The sequence below is a fragment of the Vibrio sinaloensis DSM 21326 genome, from assembly GCF_000189275.1.
In the GTDB taxonomy this organism is placed as follows: Bacteria; Pseudomonadota; Gammaproteobacteria; order Enterobacterales; family Vibrionaceae; genus Vibrio; species Vibrio sinaloensis.
This window is the reverse complement of sequence record NZ_AEVT01000008.1, coordinates 1-16,720: the sequence shown is the minus strand read 5'-3', so window position 1 is coordinate 16,720 and position 16,720 is coordinate 1. Positions and strand designations below refer to the sequence as shown.

Below are 16,720 nucleotides of genomic sequence, written 5' to 3'. Positions count from 1 at the left end.
TTAATCGCGGACGTAGACGACGTGACCATCATCTTCTTCGTCGTCCCAATCATCCCAGTCATCGTCTTCAGTAATAACATCAGAACCAGACATCGCATCTTTATGGTAATCATCCCACATGAAGTCAACTTTCTCTTCTTCTGAAAGCTCTTCTTCTTCACGTGGTAGGTTTTCCATAAAGTCAGCAAGCTTGTAACATAGCTCTTTGGTACCATCGCGGTTTACTGCAGAGATCTTGTAGTAATCCTCTTCCCAACCTAGTGCGTCAAGAATATTTTGGATCACTTCATTCGCTTCTTCCTCTGGCATCAGATCCACTTTATTGAAGATCAACCAGCGTGGTTTATCAGCCAACTTTTCACTGTACTGCTCGAGTTCATCAATGATCGTCAATGCATTTTCAACCGGATCCGACTGATCAATTGGCATGATGTCGATCATATGCAGTAGAACGCGACAACGCTCTAAGTGTTTCAAGAAGCGAATACCTAAACCAGCACCATCCGCAGCACCTTCAATCAGGCCTGGGATATCAGCAACCACAAAGCTTTTCTCAGGAACAACACTCACTACACCCAAACTTGGGATTAGCGTCGTAAATGGGTAATCGGCTACTTTTGGCTTCGCCGCAGATACCGCACGAATAAAGGTAGATTTACCCGCATTTGGTAAACCAAGCATACCCACATCAGCCAGCAACAGTAGCTCTAAACGCACTTCGCGGATTTCACCTTTCGTACCTAACGTCTTTTGACGTGGTGCGCGGTTCACAGAAGATTTAAAGCGAGTGTTACCAAGACCGTGCCAGCCACCTTTTGCTACCATGACTTTTTTGCCATGCTCAGCCACTTCAGCCACGATCTCATTAGTATGTATATCAACAGCGCGAGTACCTACTGGCACGCGAAGCACTTTGTCTTTACCACGCTTACCCGTGCAGTTACCACCACGGCCATTTTCACCACGTTCCGCTTCATAGAAGCGCTGGAAGCGGTAATCAATTAGCGTGTTAAGGTTTTCATCGGCTTGGATGTATACATCGCCACCATCGCCACCGTCGCCACCATCTGGGCCACCTTTCGCAACGAATTTCTCACGCCAGAAACTCACTACACCGTTACCGCCATCGCCGGCTTGAACTTTTACTACCGCTTCATCAACGAATTTCATCTCTTACTCCGCGCTTGTGCTACTTATCGTAGCTGCGTTGCAAATATCATCTCAGTACTCCCTAAGGCTTAGGGAAAATGAATGATATAAATTCTAGCAGATTCCAGTTTCAGACTGATCACCTGAGATCTTCACTACTCTGCTACTGGAACAAATATGAAGGGACTCTGTGCAGAGTGCCTTAGTATTGGTTCCATATTCATAGTCACCATAAATAAAAAACCCCGCCGAATCGGCAGGGCTTTTGAATTCAGCTTGAAAGCTAATAAGTGATTTAAACTAGGTTTAAATTACTCAGCTTCGATGCTAACGAATTTACGGTTCTTAGGACCTTTCACTTCGAATTTCACTTTACCTTCAGTAAGAGCGAAAAGAGTGTGGTCTTTACCGATACCAACGTTAGTACCAGCGTGAAACTTAGTACCACGTTGACGAACGATGATGTTACCTGCAAGAACAGACTCACCACCGAAACGCTTAACACCTAGACGTTTGCTTTCTGAATCGCGGCCGTTACGAGTAGAACCACCAGCTTTTTTGTGTGCCATTGTTAAACTCTCCTAATCGATTAAGCGTTGATACCAGTGATTTTCACTTCCGTGAACCACTGACGGTGACCTTGTTGCTTACGAGAGTGCTTACGACGACGGAACTTAACGATTTTAACTTTATCGCCACGACCGTGTTGTACAACTTCAGCAACTACTTTACCGCCCTCTACTAGAGGAGCGCCAACTTTAACATCTTCGCCGTTAGCAACAAGAAGAACTTTATCAAATTCTACAGTTGCACCAGTTTCAACGTCTAATTTCTCTAAACGAAGAGTTTGACCTTCGCTTACACGGTGTTGTTTACCACCAGATTGGAAAACAGCGTACATATCTTACTCCGCTTTTTCCGCACAGCCTTATGCATATTAAATGAGCATCTTGGGTGTGCGCTAAACTAATCATCAATAGGGCGCAGATTCTACAGAAAGGTCGCACCTATGACAAGCCATATTTTGAAAAAATTGGCGAAAAGCTAATCGCCAATTAAAAGTGCGGCAATCATGCCTTTTAAGCATGTATTAATCAACGTTTTTTAGTGTATTATTCAGCGATTAAAGCAGATAAGAAGACCTTACAAGTTCTAACTTCAGCCGGATTTACCATGGATTTTAAAGCTATCCAAGCGCTAACTGCCGATGACATGGCAAAAGTGAATGAAACAATTCACGCCCAACTCAATTCAGACGTATCTTTAATCAACCAATTAGGTTTTTACATCATTAGTGGTGGTGGTAAGCGCATACGTCCAATGTTAGCAGTATTATCTGCTCGCGCTTTGGGTTATCAAGGAAATGCACATACAACTGCGGCAGCATTCATTGAGTTCATTCACACAGCAACTTTATTGCATGATGATGTTGTGGATGAGTCAGATATGCGCCGTGGTAAAGCGACGGCTAATGCGGCCTTCGGTAATGCTGCCAGCGTTCTGGTTGGCGACTTCATTTATACGCGTTCATTTCAAATGATGACCGAGCTAGGATCCATGAAGATCCTCAAACTCATGAGTGATGCGGTAAACGTGATCGCGGAGGGAGAAGTTCAACAGTTGATGAACTGTAACGACCCTGATACGACCGAAGAAAGCTACATGCAGGTTATCTACTCAAAAACTGCACGACTATTTGAAGCGGCAACCCAAATTGGTGCCATCTTAAATGATGCGCCTGAAGACGTTGAGCGAGCTCTGCAGAATTACGGTAAGTATCTAGGGACTGCGTTCCAGCTCATCGATGACGTGATGGATTACACCTCTGATGGTGATGATATGGGTAAGAACGTTGGTGATGACCTCGCGGAAGGCAAACCTACCTTGCCTCTTTTATATGCGATGCAAAATGGCAGTGAACAACAAGCCAGCATGATTCGTGAAGCCATCGAGAAAGCTAACGGCATGGACAAGCTTAAGGAAATTCTGGCGGCAATGGATGAAACGGGCTCACTAGAGTACACGCGCCAACAAGCCTATAAAGAAGCAGATAAAGCGATCGCAGAACTCTCTGTGCTTGAAGAGTCTGAATATAAGCAGGCACTGATCACTTTAGCGCACATGTCTGTTCATCGGTCGAGTTAACCTTCGGTTAGAGAACCAAAAGCCTGAGTTTAATCACTCAGGCTTTTTAGTATTGGGACAGCCAGATACAGCAACGGGAACCTAAGGTTCCCGTTTTTCCTCTTTAGATGAGGCATTCCAGATCAGCAAATGCGAAGGTATGTTGTTGGTTACTGTCCTGTAAGTCTTGTGCTCGTCTAGGTTCAATAACACCACCCGCATTGATTACGTTAGCAATGAAACTTTAGTTTAGATATAAAATTAGTATATTTTGTGAGCAATATATTTTTTAGATTAATTAAAAAATCATCGTTACATTAATCTTCATCTAGCCAGCCTCAATGTATAAAGGTGTCACAGGAATGTCATACTCTAACTTATCCCTCTAACAGCTAAAGGTAGAAAATCCACTCGACGACTCATTGATAAATGACTCAGCCTCCCGAAAGTGCGTGACCAACACTGCACTTTTTCCATCAAAATTTTATGCCAATGAAGCCATCTTAACAAAACGAATCCTTCAACCTAAATTCCATATTCAAACTCTTCTACCAACTTTATGCGCGAGTATAGCAACCACATCTGCCATACCCTCAATTAATAGCGAAAAAGCAGATTGACGATAAATTAGACAAGCGGAATGCTAAGCATCAATGACCATCACAACAACAAGGAAGTCGCAACGTCATGCTGCCAAAACTAAAAATTCTCCGCTCACTGCTGGTTGGTGCCGTTACCCTCTCATTAACCACAACGTCTTTTACTACACTTGCTGCCGATAAAGTCTATCGACTCAAACTGGCTGAAACTTGGGGACCAAACACGCCTATCTTGGGCGATGCCACAAAAAACATGGCTAAACTCGCCGAAGAGATGTCCAATGGACGACTCAAAATCCGTATTGATTCTGCCAATAAACACAAAGCCCCTTTGGGCATCTTTGATATGGTGAAATCCGGTCAGTATGACTTGGGCCACTCCAGCTCATACTATTGGAAAGGTAAGGTCCCGAATACCCTGTACTTCTCCTCAATGCCTTTTGGCATGATCTCAACCGAGCAATACGCTTGGTTCTATCGCGGGGGCGGTATGGAGCTCATGGAGAAAGTCTACGCGCCGCACAACTTGCTGTCCTTCCCAGGCGGCAATTCCGATATTCAAATGGGCGGTTGGTTTAAGAAAGAGATTAATTCCGTCGAAGACCTAAAAGGCCTCAAGATTCGCATTCCGGGCTTTGCCGGAGAAGTGATGGCTAAGGTTGGGGCTAAGCCGACCAACATTGCTCCCGGAGAACTGTATACCTCACTTGAACGAGGCACCATTGACGCGCTTGAATGGGTAGGCCCTGCTTTCGATCTGCGCATGGGCTTTCAAAAAATCGCCCCTTACTACTACACCGCTTGGCATGAACCGGGCTCAGAAACCCAGTTCTTGGTAAACAAGAAAAAGTGGGATTCATTACCGAAGGATCTACAAACGATCCTAGAAACCGCCTTCCGCGTATCCGCATTTGATATGTACACTCAAGCCGTCGACGCAAATGCAAACAGCTGGGCAACGATGAGCGCTGAATACCCAGATATTAAGGTTCGCGACTTCCCACCAGAAGTGCTAAAAGCCATGCAAACCGCAACGACTGAACTACTCAAAGAGCAAGCGAGCAGCGATGCTTTGGCAAAAGAGATCATCAACTCTCAGAAACAGTACCTAACTAAAGTACGTGCCTGGACTGAGATTTCTTCAAAAGCCTATCTTGATACCAATTAAGCTTGTATGGGTGGCAAAATACCCTTGCCACCCACTTAAAACACATCCATAGCCTGCCGTTCTTCTCTAGAGCTAACTGTTGCTTTATTTCATAAAAGCAAAAACGAGAGGGATATCACACTAAAACTCATGATCGCTCGAGCACAAAATGTGACGATAGTCCCACAAAAGTAATGCCCTAAAATTCAACATTAAGAATTAGTGATAAACATCACATAAAAATCCATCACAAAAATAACATAAATGAGATATTGATCATCATTATTTTATTGACATATCAGTTATTGATAAATTGTATAAAAATTACACATTAATTACTTGATAGAGATCGCTATAAGAATGGTTTATTGGTGGAATTTTTTGCACGAGCTCACAAAAAACCCGTCGTCAGTTCCAAAATGAATTTGTGTGGTAAATTGATTGGGTACTAAGCAATCAAGCGGTTTTGGCGAACCGTACTACTACAATATTCATCAGAACATCGAACGGGGAACTGTTATGATATCACCAGATGCTAAGATCAAGATACAAAATTTTGGTCGTTTTCTGTCTAATATGGTAATGCCCAATATCGGCGCGTTTATCGCGTGGGGTTTTATTACTGCTCTATTCATTCCAACAGGCTGGCTACCCAACGAGACCTTAGCGTCTATGGTCGGCCCAATGATTACCTACCTATTACCACTGTTAATCGGTTATACCGGCGGCAAACTCGTCGGTGGCGAACGCGGTGCGGTTGTTGGTGCAATCACCACGATGGGCGTGATTGTGGGCACCGATATACCTATGTTCATGGGTGCGATGATGGTTGGTCCTTTGGGTGGCTGGGCAATCAAAAAATTTGATAACTACATCGACGGCAAAGTGAAAAGTGGCTTTGAGATGTTGGTTAACAACTTCTCAGCAGGCATCATAGGTATGCTTGGCGCAATGCTCGCTTTCATGTTCATTGGACCATTTGTAAAAGTACTTTCTGGTGGTCTCGCCGCTGGGGTTAACTTCCTAGTTTCAGCACACTTGCTACCTTTAACCTCAATTTTTGTTGAACCTGCCAAGATCCTTTTCCTGAACAACGCGATCAACCACGGTATCTTTTCTCCGCTTGGGATCCAGCAAGCGTCCGAAATGGGTCAATCGATCTTCTTCCTCATTGAAGCCAACCCTGGGCCGGGGCTGGGCATTCTCTTAGCTTATATGGTGTTTGGTAAAGGTACCGCTCGTCAGACCGCTGGTGGTGCATCGATCATCCACTTCTTTGGTGGCATTCACGAAATCTACTTCCCATATATTCTGATGAACCCGCGCTTGATCCTTGCAGCAATCGCAGGCGGTATGACGGGCGTATTTGTTCTTGTCATGTTTAACGCAGGTATTGTTTCTCCAGCCTCACCTGGTTCGATTTTCGCTATCTTACTCATGACTCAAAAAGCATCTATCGTCGGGGTTCTTGCTTCTATTGCTGCTGCGACAGGTGTTTCATTTACGGTTGCGGCTTTGCTGATGAAAACCCAATCAAGTACAGAAGAAGATGGGGATGAAGCAGCACTTGAAAAAGCAACATCACAAATGAAAGACATGAAGTCAGCCGCGAAGTCAAACAATGCTGCAGGTACTCAAAACAAAGGCAGCATAGACCTAGCGGACGTCAAAAGCATTATCGTAGCCTGTGATGCGGGAATGGGTTCCAGCGCAATGGGTGCCAGTATGCTACGTAAAAAAGTACAAGACGCAGGCCTAAATATCAGCGTAAACAACCTTGCGATCAACAACTTAACAGAGAGTGCCGATATCGTGATTACTCATAAAGATTTAACGGATCGAGCTCGCAAGCATGCGCCTAACGCTACACACATTTCATTGACTAACTTCTTGGACAGTGAAATGTACAATCAACTGGTCACTAAGCTACTTGCCGCACAGAAAAACCAAGCTGCAAATGATGAACAAGCAGTCAAAGTTTCTCTGATGGCAGCCAATGATGACACTTTTGAACCTCAGCAGAAAACCGTTTTCCAAATTGCACCAGAAAACATTCATCTGGGTCTGAACGCGGCGAACAAAGAAGAGGCGATTCGTTTTGCTGGCGATAAACTGGTCGAGATGGGTTATGCCGAACCCGAATATGTAGACGCGATGTTCGAGCGAGAAAAACTCGTTCCGACCTACTTGGGTGAATCAATCGCTGTTCCACACGGTACCATTGAAGCTAAGGATAAAGTTAAAAAGACAGGCATCGTTATTTGTCAGTATCCATCGGGCATCCAGTTTACCGACGATCAAGACGATGTCGCCAAGCTTGTCATTGGCATAGCCGCCAAAAATGACGAACATATTCAGGTAATTACTACCATAACTAACGCACTCGATGAGCCAGAGGCCATTGATAAGCTAACGAGCACCAAAGATGTTGCGGAAATACTCAACATTCTTGGAAGTCCGCAAGCCGCTTAATCACCTCTTTAACAACTTTGCTCCTGAGAGCAAACGAGGTCAACTGCCCCCCTATACGGTTGGCCTCACCCTAGAGTCGTTAGTTTTATTTAATTGAAATTGGTAGGTAAATTATGAAAAATGCTGTTCATTTTGGCGCAGGTAATATTGGTCGTGGCTTCATCGGTAAACTCTTAGCGGACGCAGAAGTAAACGTGACCTTCGCTGACGTTGATGCCCCACTGGTCGATCAACTTAGCCATAAACAGGAATACAAAGTTAAAGTTGTTGGCACTCAATGTCAGATTGATACGGTTAGCCACGTCACCGCAGTAAACTCAGCCAGTGAAGATGTGATTGACCGAATTGTGAAAACAGATTTGGTCACCACAGCAGTTGGTCCTAATGCTCTCGATATTATCGCTAAGACAATCGCGACTGGCATTACCAAAAGGTTTGCAGCCAGAAACAACGCTCCACTTAACATTATTGCTTGTGAAAACATGGTTCGCGGCACCACGCACTTGAAAGGTGAAGTGTACAAGCATCTAGAGAGTTCATTACATGCTAAAGCTGACCTACTTGTTGGTTTTGTCGATTCAGCGGTGGATCGTATTGTCCCACCAGCAGAGGCTGCCAATGATGATCCACTAGAAGTCACAGTAGAAAGCTTCAGCGAATGGATTGTAGACCAACAACAGTTTAAAGGAGAGATCCCCGATATTGCTGGGATGGAGAAGACTGATAACTTAATGGCTTTTGTAGAACGTAAGCTGTTCACCCTAAACACAGGGCATTGCATTACCGCCTACCTAGGCTGTTTAAAAGGCCACCAAACGATTCGTCAGGCGATAGAAGATCCTGAGATCCAAGCCGATGTAAAACAAGCAATGGAAGAGAGTGGAGAAGTTCTGATTCAGCGTTATGGTTTTGACCGCCAATTGCACGCGGCATACATAGATAAAATTCTCAGTCGATTTGCTAACCCTTATCTTGTTGATGAAGTCGATCGTGTTGGTCGCCAACCCATTCGCAAATTAGGAGCAAACGATAGATTAATCAAACCATTACTCGGTACAATCGAGTATGGCACTGAAAACAGAACGCTTTTAAAAGGCATTGCTGCCGCATTAAAATACCGCAGTAGTGAAGATCCTCAAGCAATCGAGCTACAAAACTCACTAAAAGAGCATGGTGTGAGCAAAACACTCGCTTGCTACACAGGCTTGAGTGAAGACAGTGAAGAAGTTGCTCAAATTGAGTCAATTTTCAACACCTTATAACAATATGTAGGGGAGTAGCCCTCCCCTTATTAAAACGAAATTTAGTTCAGTATATGGCAGACAAAATAAATGAAACCGACATTATAGAGCGATTAAATAACGCACCTTCGGTTCGCGGCTTTTTTATTGCTGCCGTTGATGTGTTTAATGACTCTATTGATGCGTTGATGCAGCGTATCTTTCAGAAAGATAACTTTGCGGTTCAATCTGTTGTCGGTCCACTGCTTCATGATTCAGGCCCACTGGGTGATTTATCCGTGCGACTTAAACTCTTGTTTGGTTTAGGAGTACTGCCCAACGATGTTTATCACGATATCGAAGATATCATCAAAATCAAAAACATCTTAAACAGCGACGCGACCGATTATGAGTTTACTGATCCCAATATCTTAGACCCAATCAAGCAGCTTAATCTGGTCAAAAAGATGGGCATGGTGCATATGGAAGTCATGGAGCCTGATGATGATATCGATCTCAAGTTTTATCAGCTACAACTCAAACGTCAGCAACAAATAATCAAGTCCGGGCTCTCTCTTGCAATCGTTGAGATATGCAATGAACTAGGTAAAGAGAGCCCATTCTGATTTCCCTACGCAATAGAAAGAATCTCATATGCTTAAAGCTGTACTCTTCGACATGGATGGCCTTATTTTTGATAGTGAGTCTATTTATAAACAAAGCTGGCAATTCGCTGCTCTAGAACAAGGGCTAGCTATATCTGATGACTTTTATCAGCAGTTTATTGGTGTGCAAGATTCACAATGTGAACAGCGGCTTGTTGACTACTTTCAAAGCGCTATCGATATACATCGCTATCGAACCATTCGAGACCAGCACTACCACAGCCTGAGCTCTGATGGTGTTCCTCTCAAACCAGGATTTGAACCACTCCTGACTGCCATAAAACAACGCGATCTACTTATGGCCATCGTCACCTCTTCACAACGTCCTGATGTCGAACGTAACTTTTCCAAAGGTAATTATTTAGCCCAGTTCGATCTCATCATTAGTGCTGAGGATGTCACGCTAGGCAAACCTAATCCAGACTGTTATCAGATGGCTTACCAGAGATTAGATGTGAGTTCGAATGAATGTTTAGTGCTGGAGGATTCAAACAATGGCGTTAAAGCAGGACTAGCTGCTGGTTGTAAAGTGGTTATGATTCCAGACCTACTACCACCGGATGCTGAAATAGAACGTAAGGTGACACTTGCCACATCTTTAAGCGCAGTGATTCCCTTACTCGACGAGCGATAAAGCACGTTGACCTAGGTTAGATTTCATAACTAAACCCGAAATGGAGCTTGTAATCGTCTTTTTCTGGTACCACGCCATCTGAGTCTGCTTTGGTATTGGATACATGCTCCCAAATAGCTTTGACACTAAAATCCAAGTCGGCAATCAAGTCGATATCTAATCCCAACTCATTGGTATGTCGAGTACCGCCCGCATCGTCACTCGCCCAATTTAAGTTATAGCTGTGACTAAAATCGATATCGTCAGTCAATTCATACTCAAAGTTTGACTCAAAGGTCATTGCCGTACTGCTTGCACTGCCTGACTCACCTTCCTCAACGGTTTTAAAGTCGGTGTATTGATAACCTGGACCAACAGAGACATCCCACTCCGTATCTGAATCCGCAATAACAAAATAGCCCATCTGCATAGATGCATTGACTTGATAGTCGAGGTTTTGAAACTCATCACTCACAACGACGAGCTTAAGTGGCCGAAAGAACAGCCGATTATTCAGGTAGATGTCATAGGAGCCATCAAACGAGGTGTTATTAGCGATGGTTTCATCTTCACTTTTGGAGTTCTGGTGGCGAGCCTTAAGTTTCGTTCTCGATTCAACGTTGTTTCTTTCCGCCTCAATTTCTCCCAAAAGCGAAAACTCATCAGTATTACCTTTGCTGATGTCTAATCCTAAGAACAACTCCGTTTCCCAATGCGCAGAGTCCTCTTCGGCACCTCGATAAATAGACACCACCTGCTCAACCGGAAAAGAACGCTGTTGGCCATTGTTCAGTAAGTAAAGTCGTTGATTCTGAATAGAAAGATAGCCATCAAATATTTCGCCACTCGTGGTACGAATAGTAAAGAAGCTCGCTGTCTGGAGAATATCAATATCTTCCATCTCAATTTCTTGCTCGCCCAAATCGTCACTATCAAATTCAATTTCCTGCTCAAAAGAATTTGCTTCCTCTTTGACGGTTCCGGTCAACTCCCCTTTTATCACTTCACCTGATTTCAACTTCAGCCAATCATCGCCTTGTTCGATAAGAACAGTTTGACTCACGACCTGTTGCGTTAGCTCTTGCGCTGCGTAAGTAAACGGATGACACAATGTTGTCGTTACACCAATAGCTAAGAGTTGAGTTTTCATAGCGACCTTTAAGTTGAGAAACCAGTACAGATGGAGAGTTACGATAGCGATTCAATCACATAACTTGTCAGAAAGCGGGCAGTTTCATGTCAGCGAAATCTCATCATAACCAAGCCTTCGGGTATAAAAAAAGCGAAGTCATGTGACTTCGCTTTCGCTTCTATGGTGAAAAATAGCGCAATACTATTATCTGTAAGCGCAATCACACCTCAATGCGTTACTCTACCGTTACCGCTTTCGCTAGGTTACGTGGTTGGTCAACGTCGGTACCTTTAATCAAGGCAACATAGTAAGAGAGCAGCTGCATTGGGATCGTGTAGTAGATCGCTGCCGTGATTTCACTAACGTGAGGCATGGTAATGATCTTCATTGTCTCGTCAGCTTCAAAACCAGCGTCGGCATCAGCGAATACGTACAGTAGACCACCACGAGCACGCACTTCTTCGACGTTTGATTTGAGTTTCTCTAGCAAATCGTTGCTTGGTGCAACGACTACCACTGGCATATCTGCATCGATCAGCGCTAGAGGACCGTGTTTCAGTTCACCTGCCGCATACGCTTCTGCGTGAATGTAAGAAATTTCTTTTAGCTTCAAAGACGCTTCCATGGCAATTGGGTAGAACTCACCACGACCAAGGAACAGAGTATGGTGCTTATCAGCAAAGTCCGTCGCCAACTCTTCGATTTGCTTCTCAAAAGAGAGCGCTGCTTCGATCTGTTTTGGTAGCGCATGCAGAGCTTCAACGATCTCTTTCTCTTTTTCTTTGCTGATACGATCTTGCTGCTTACCGAGTGCCGTTACCAGCATCAGTAACGCAGAAAGCTGAGTCGTGAATGCCTTAGTCGAAGCCACACCAATCTCCACACCTGCGCGCGTCATAAAGGCAAAGTCAGATTCACGAACTAAAGACGAGCCAGCCACATTACAAATTGTCATTGCAGCCATGTAGCCCTTCTCTTTCGCGAGGCGAAGCGCCGCTAGCGTATCAGCGGTTTCACCAGACTGAGAAAGCGTGATCAGTAAACTGTTTGGACGAGTCACGAATTTGCGGTAACGGAATTCTGAAGCAATTTCTACGTCGCAGCTTACACCGGCAATGTCTTCAAACCAGTAACGCGCTGTCATACCTGCATTGTAAGATGTACCACAAGCAACAATCTGTACGTGCTCGACTTTACTTAAAATTTCCGCAGCGTTAACACCGATGGCTTCCGTGACGACAGAGTCCGATGTTACACGGCCTTCCATGGTGTTGATCAGAGCCGTTGGTTGCTCGTAGATTTCTTTCTGCATGAAGTGACGGTATTTACCTTTATCACCCGCGTCATGTTCAGCATTCGACTCAATGATCTCACGTTCGACACGCTCTCCCGTCACGTCGAATACAGACACTTCACGACGGGTAATTTCCGCAACATCGCCCTCTTCTAGGTACATAAAGCGACGAGTTACGTTAAGCAAGGCAAGTTGGTCTGAAGCTAGGAAGTTTTCACCGACACCGAAACCAATCACGATAGGGCTACCTGAACGCGCAACAACAATACGTGAAGGATCTTTACGATCCAGCGCTACCGTGCCATACGCACCTTCTAGTTGTTTGGCCGTTTTCTGTACCGCTTCCAATAATGTTTCCGAAGAACGCAGTTCCCACTCTACCATGTGAGCAATCACTTCAGTATCCGTTTGAGATTCAAATACATAACCACGTGATTGTAGAAGCTCACGTAGCTCTTCGTGGTTTTCAATAATGCCATTGTGGACAACAGCAATATCACCAGACATGTGTGGGTGCGCATTGGTTTCAGAAGGTTCGCCGTGCGTAGCCCAACGTGTATGAGCGATACCCGTACCACCCACCACTTCTGCCGACTCTACCGCATCCGCTAGTGCTTGAACTTTACCCAAGCGACGCACACGGGTCAGGTTTGACTCGCCATCCACAATTGCCACACCCGCAGAATCGTAGCCGCGATACTCTAAGCGACGTAAACCTTCTACCAAAATTTCTGCTACATCTCGTTGTGCCACTGCACCTACGATTCCACACATAGTCTAAGCTCCAATTTTTATTTCCGTCTGGCAGCAAGCAATAAGCCAGTAGCGGTTCTTTAGTTTAAATTTGTGACCAAGTTAAGCACAGATCACTTGAATGCCATGTGATTCAATCACTTGCTTCAACTCAGGTTGTAAATCTTTATTTGTAATCAGGATATCGACCATATCCCAAGCCAACTCAAGATTAGGGATCTTGCGACCAATCTTTTCCGACTCGACCATCACAATCACTTCGCGAGACACTTCAGCCATGACTTTACTTAAGCCGACCAGCTCATTAAACGTTGTCGTACCGCGATCCAAATCGACGCCATCAGCGCCAATAAACAGTTGGTCAAAGTCATATGATCTTAGAACAGATTCAGCTACTTGCCCCTGAAACGATTCAGAATGTGCATCCCACGTTCCACCTGTCATTAGCAGAGTCGGCTCGCTTTCCAGCTCATTAAGGGTATTCGCGACACTGAGTGAATTGGTCATGACGACTAAGCCACGCATACCGTCCAACTGTTTAATCAGTGCACCAGTAGTACTACCGCTATCGATAACGATACGATTATGCTCGCGGATGAGTTTCGCTGCGGCTTCAGCGAGTTCATTCTTTCGAACCGAAACATTTTTGTTCAATTCATCACTGACAACCTCTTTCGGCAAAGCGATAGCGCCACCATAGCGACGAAGTAACTGGCCATTTTTTTCTAATGACGCCAGATCCTTTCTTATTGTGACTTCCGAGGTTTCAAACTGAACGGAGAGTTCCTCAACACTGACTTCACCTTTTTCGTTCACCAAGTTAGAAATTGCGTGTCTTCTTAGTTGAGTGTTTCGTTTCGACATTAAATGATCGCTTAAAAGTTTCGTTGTGAAATCAATTATAGTCAAAACGAAACTTTCCCGTCCATTTATTTCGATCCAAAAAATTAATAAATAGCGATAAAACCTTGTCCTAAGACAATTCTTAAACAGTGATATTGATGTGATTCGGTGGTAGAATGCGCGACCTAAAAGAAAAAAAATTACAGAATTGAACGTTATTTTTTTGCAACTAACGGCGTATATCCTAGGTTAGTCACATAAATGCTGAATGTTTGCCCATTTTATTGGTCATAAAATGACTAAACTTGGTGAAAGACTTTCAGTTTTGAAGTCATGTGATAATTGTCAGTTTACCGCTGAAAAGCAGGCACAAAATGCTCGGTAAACTATTGAGACTTCCACAAGATTAACAACTTTCAAATTGTAACTATTATTGACCGGAGAGTATCTTCCATGAAAAAGACCAAAATCGTATGTACGATTGGCCCTAAAACTGAATCTGTAGAGAAGCTAACTGAACTAGTAAATGCAGGCATGAACGTAATGCGCCTGAACTTCTCTCACGGTGACTATGAAGAGCACGGCACTCGTATCGCGAACTTCCGCAAAGTGATGGAAGAGTCTGGTAAGCAACTGGCTATCCTTCTAGACACTAAAGGTCCTGAAATCCGTACGATCAAACTAGAAAACGGCGATGACGTTGATCTAGTAGCAGGTCAAGAGTTCACGTTTACAACAGACATTTCTGTTGTAGGTAACAAAGATAAAGTAGCGGTAACTTACGCAGGTTTTGCAGCTGACCTAAACGTTGGCAACACTATCTTAGTAGACGACGGTCTAATCGAAATGGAAGTTCTAGCAACTTCTGAGACTGAAGTTAAATGTAAAGTTCTTAACAACGGTGCACTAGGCGAAAACAAAGGTGTTAACCTTCCTGGTGTTTCTGTAAACCTACCAGCACTATCTGAAAAAGATAAGAACGACCTTAAGTTTGGTTGTGAGCAAGGCGTAGACTTCGTTGCAGCTTCTTTCATCCGTAAAGCTTCTGACGTTCAAGAAATTCGTGAAGTACTTGCTGCAAACGGCGGCGAGAACATCCACATCATCTCTAAGATCGAAAACCAAGAAGGTGTTGATAACTTCGACGAGATCCTAGAGCTTTCTGACGGCATCATGGTTGCTCGTGGTGACCTAGGTGTTGAAATCCCAGCAGAAGAAGTAATCTTTGCTCAGAAGATGATGATCGAGAAGTGTAACCGTGCACGTAAGATGGTTATCACTGCAACTCAAATGCTTGATTCTATGATCAACAACCCACGTCCTACTCGTGCGGAAGCAGGCGACGTTGCTAACGCTGTAATGGACGGTACTGACGCAGTAATGCTTTCTGGTGAAACGGCTAAAGGTAAGTACCCAGTTGAAGCGGTAACTATCATGGCTCAAATCGCGAACCGTACAGATTCAGCTCTAAAAGCTGAGCTAGGTTCTCGTCTAGACAGCCCTCGTCTACGTATCACTGAAGCAGTATGTAAAGGTGCAGTAGACACAGCTGAGAAACTAGCAGCTCCACTTATCGTTGTTGCAACTGAAGGTGGTAAATCTGCACGCTCAGTACGTAAGTACTTCCCAACGGCAAACATCCTAGCACTAACAACTAACACTAAGACTGCTGCACAGCTAGTTCTAACTAAAGGTGTTACACCAGTTGTTGTTGAGTCTATCCAAAGCACTGACGCATTCTACGTTGCAGGTAAAGAACTTGCGCTAGAATCAGGCCTAGGTAACAAAGGCGACATCGTTGTTATGGTTTCTGGTGCTCTAGTTGCTTCAGGTACAACGAACACAGCTTCTGTACACGTTCTATAAGAGAAAACTTACTTTCTCACTATTTAATAAAAAGAGGGCTTATGCCCTCTTTTTTTTATTATATTTTTTCTTGCTCCCATATTCAGTACGCTGTATTATCAAAAAATAACCAGCAGTACAAAATACTGTTTAATAAAATTGGTGTATAAACCGCACTTTTAGTATTGAGGAGCGTATTGTGTCTAGCCCGACTCTGACAGATAAAGTTTCAAAAATGATTTATCTGGACATTTTAAACGGTGACTTAAAACCCGGTCAGAAGCTGGTCGTTGCTGAGCTAAAGGCCAAATATAACGTAGGTGCATCGCCAATCCGCGAGGCACTAGTCCAGCTTTCTTGGACAAAATACGTCAACCTTGAACCACAAAAAGGCTGCTGGGTTGCACCTGTGACTGTTGAAGAGCTCACTGACCTGTATCAGAGTTTACGTTTTGTCGCTTCAGCCCTGCTTAAACAGGCAATCGATTCCGGCGATGAGAGCTGGGAACTGGAAGTGCTGACCGCCTTCCACAAACTCTCACGAGTTAAACTATCCCAAAACTTCGATAATTGGACAGAGTGGGAAGAGCGCCAGCATCATTTTCACGTTGCCTTGCTAGAAGGGGCACAATCAAAGCATATGTTGAGCTTTTTTAATGATCTGATTAACCAAGTTAAGCGCTACCGCTACTTTGCTTTAGTCAATGGCTTAGATTCTAGCAATTTCAATATCGACGAATATGAAATGCTCATGAAGCTTGTCTTGGCCAAAGAGACAGACAAGGCAACAGAGACGTTTGAAAATCATCTAAATCGCTCCATGACGCATATTCAAAATGTCATCGAAGCGGCTTAAAGGCACTA

14 protein-coding genes are annotated in these 16,720 nt (G+C 44.1%); 8 read left to right on the top strand and 6 right to left on the bottom strand.

All coding sequences use genetic code 11. From position 1 onward, the window contains the following. The 3 genes from cgtA to rplU all read right to left on the bottom strand — a co-directional run bounded on the left by cgtA (nt 1) and on the right by rplU (nt 2,050). Nucleotides 1–1,170 carry an Obg family GTPase CgtA gene (cgtA, locus tag RH45_RS01695; protein ID WP_008073007.1) on the bottom strand — a complete coding sequence of 390 codons (1,170 nt, stop codon included), beginning with the start codon at nt 1,168–1,170 and terminating at the stop codon, nt 1–3. Nucleotides 1,171–1,460: 290 nt separating this feature from the next. Next, nucleotides 1,461–1,718, bottom strand: a complete 258-nt coding sequence (gene rpmA / locus RH45_RS01690; RefSeq protein ID WP_004409945.1) for a 50S ribosomal protein L27 — start codon at nt 1,716–1,718, stop codon at nt 1,461–1,463. A gap of 20 nt (nt 1,719–1,738) precedes the next feature. Then, nucleotides 1,739–2,050, bottom strand: a complete 312-nt coding sequence (rplU, locus tag RH45_RS01685) for a 50S ribosomal protein L21 (RefSeq protein WP_008072988.1) — start codon at nt 2,048–2,050, stop codon at nt 1,739–1,741. A 272-nt stretch (nt 2,051–2,322) separates the two neighbouring features. Between rplU and ispB the strand changes: the two genes are divergently transcribed. The 6 genes from ispB (at nt 2,323) to RH45_RS01655 (ending at nt 10,010) form a co-directional block, all read left to right on the top strand. Then, nucleotides 2,323–3,294, top strand: coding sequence for an octaprenyl diphosphate synthase (ispB, locus tag RH45_RS01680; RefSeq protein ID WP_008072987.1), 972 nt, complete (start codon nt 2,323–2,325; stop codon nt 3,292–3,294). 666 nt (nt 3,295–3,960) lie between these two features. Then, complete coding sequence (locus RH45_RS01675) at nt 3,961–5,040, top strand: TRAP transporter substrate-binding protein (protein WP_008072985.1); 1,080 nt, start codon at nt 3,961–3,963, stop codon at nt 5,038–5,040. Between the two features lie 498 nt (nt 5,041–5,538). Continuing rightward, nucleotides 5,539–7,491: a PTS mannitol transporter subunit IICBA gene (locus RH45_RS01670; protein ID WP_008072982.1), complete on the top strand. Its 1,953-nt coding sequence runs from the start codon at nt 5,539–5,541 to the stop codon at nt 7,489–7,491. 113 nt (nt 7,492–7,604) lie between these two features. Beyond that, a complete protein-coding gene (locus RH45_RS01665) occupies nt 7,605–8,753 on the top strand; it encodes a mannitol-1-phosphate 5-dehydrogenase (protein WP_008072979.1) in 1,149 nt (382 codons plus the stop codon). A 53-nt stretch (nt 8,754–8,806) separates the two neighbouring features. Beyond that, nucleotides 8,807–9,337 carry an MltR family transcriptional regulator gene (locus RH45_RS01660; protein ID WP_008072977.1) on the top strand — a complete coding sequence of 177 codons (531 nt, stop codon included), beginning with the start codon at nt 8,807–8,809 and terminating at the stop codon, nt 9,335–9,337. Nucleotides 9,338–9,365: 28 nt separating this feature from the next. Next, complete coding sequence (locus RH45_RS01655) at nt 9,366–10,010, top strand: HAD family hydrolase (RefSeq protein ID WP_008072976.1); 645 nt, start codon at nt 9,366–9,368, stop codon at nt 10,008–10,010. Nucleotides 10,011–10,026: 16 nt separating this feature from the next. Here RH45_RS01655 and RH45_RS01650 read toward each other — a convergent pair whose 3' ends face one another. The 3 genes from RH45_RS01650 to RH45_RS01640 form a co-directional block, all read right to left on the bottom strand. After that, the gene (locus RH45_RS01650; RefSeq protein ID WP_008072975.1) at nt 10,027–11,139 is read right to left on the bottom strand and encodes a DUF481 domain-containing protein; all 1,113 of its coding nucleotides are present in this window, start codon (nt 11,137–11,139) and stop codon (nt 10,027–10,029) included. Between the two features lie 217 nt (nt 11,140–11,356). Continuing rightward, complete coding sequence (gene glmS, locus RH45_RS01645; protein ID WP_008072974.1) at nt 11,357–13,189, bottom strand: glutamine--fructose-6-phosphate transaminase (isomerizing); 1,833 nt, start codon at nt 13,187–13,189, stop codon at nt 11,357–11,359. 81 nt (nt 13,190–13,270) lie between these two features. After that, nucleotides 13,271–14,032: a DeoR/GlpR family DNA-binding transcription regulator gene (locus RH45_RS01640; protein ID WP_008072973.1), complete on the bottom strand. Its 762-nt coding sequence runs from the start codon at nt 14,030–14,032 to the stop codon at nt 13,271–13,273. 432 nt (nt 14,033–14,464) lie between these two features. Between RH45_RS01640 and pykF the strand changes: the two genes are divergently transcribed. Together pykF and RH45_RS01630 are read left to right on the top strand one after the other, a co-directional pair. Beyond that, complete coding sequence (gene pykF, locus RH45_RS01635) at nt 14,465–15,877, top strand: pyruvate kinase PykF (protein WP_008072972.1); 1,413 nt, start codon at nt 14,465–14,467, stop codon at nt 15,875–15,877. Between the two features lie 178 nt (nt 15,878–16,055). Beyond that, a complete protein-coding gene (locus RH45_RS01630; protein ID WP_008072971.1) occupies nt 16,056–16,712 on the top strand; it encodes a GntR family transcriptional regulator in 657 nt (218 codons plus the stop codon). Nucleotides 16,713–16,720: the final 8 nt, after the last annotated feature.

Coding starts and splice junctions, on each gene's coding strand:
- cgtA (WP_008073007.1), bottom strand. CDS start 1,170: ATGAAATTCGTTGATGAAGCGGTAGTAAAAGTTCAAGCCGGCGATGGC.
- rpmA (WP_004409945.1), bottom strand. CDS start 1,718: ATGGCACACAAAAAAGCTGGTGGTTCTACTCGTAACGGCCGCGATTCA.
- rplU (WP_008072988.1), bottom strand. CDS start 2,050: ATGTACGCTGTTTTCCAATCTGGTGGTAAACAACACCGTGTAAGCGAA.
- ispB (WP_008072987.1), top strand. CDS start 2,323: ATGGATTTTAAAGCTATCCAAGCGCTAACTGCCGATGACATGGCAAAA.
- RH45_RS01675 (WP_008072985.1), top strand. CDS start 3,961: ATGCTGCCAAAACTAAAAATTCTCCGCTCACTGCTGGTTGGTGCCGTT.
- RH45_RS01670 (WP_008072982.1), top strand. CDS start 5,539: ATGATATCACCAGATGCTAAGATCAAGATACAAAATTTTGGTCGTTTT.
- RH45_RS01665 (WP_008072979.1), top strand. CDS start 7,605: ATGAAAAATGCTGTTCATTTTGGCGCAGGTAATATTGGTCGTGGCTTC.
- RH45_RS01660 (WP_008072977.1), top strand. CDS start 8,807: ATGGCAGACAAAATAAATGAAACCGACATTATAGAGCGATTAAATAAC.
- RH45_RS01655 (WP_008072976.1), top strand. CDS start 9,366: ATGCTTAAAGCTGTACTCTTCGACATGGATGGCCTTATTTTTGATAGT.
- RH45_RS01650 (WP_008072975.1), bottom strand. CDS start 11,139: ATGAAAACTCAACTCTTAGCTATTGGTGTAACGACAACATTGTGTCAT.
- glmS (WP_008072974.1), bottom strand. CDS start 13,189: ATGTGTGGAATCGTAGGTGCAGTGGCACAACGAGATGTAGCAGAAATT.
- RH45_RS01640 (WP_008072973.1), bottom strand. CDS start 14,032: ATGTCGAAACGAAACACTCAACTAAGAAGACACGCAATTTCTAACTTG.
- pykF (WP_008072972.1), top strand. CDS start 14,465: ATGAAAAAGACCAAAATCGTATGTACGATTGGCCCTAAAACTGAATCT.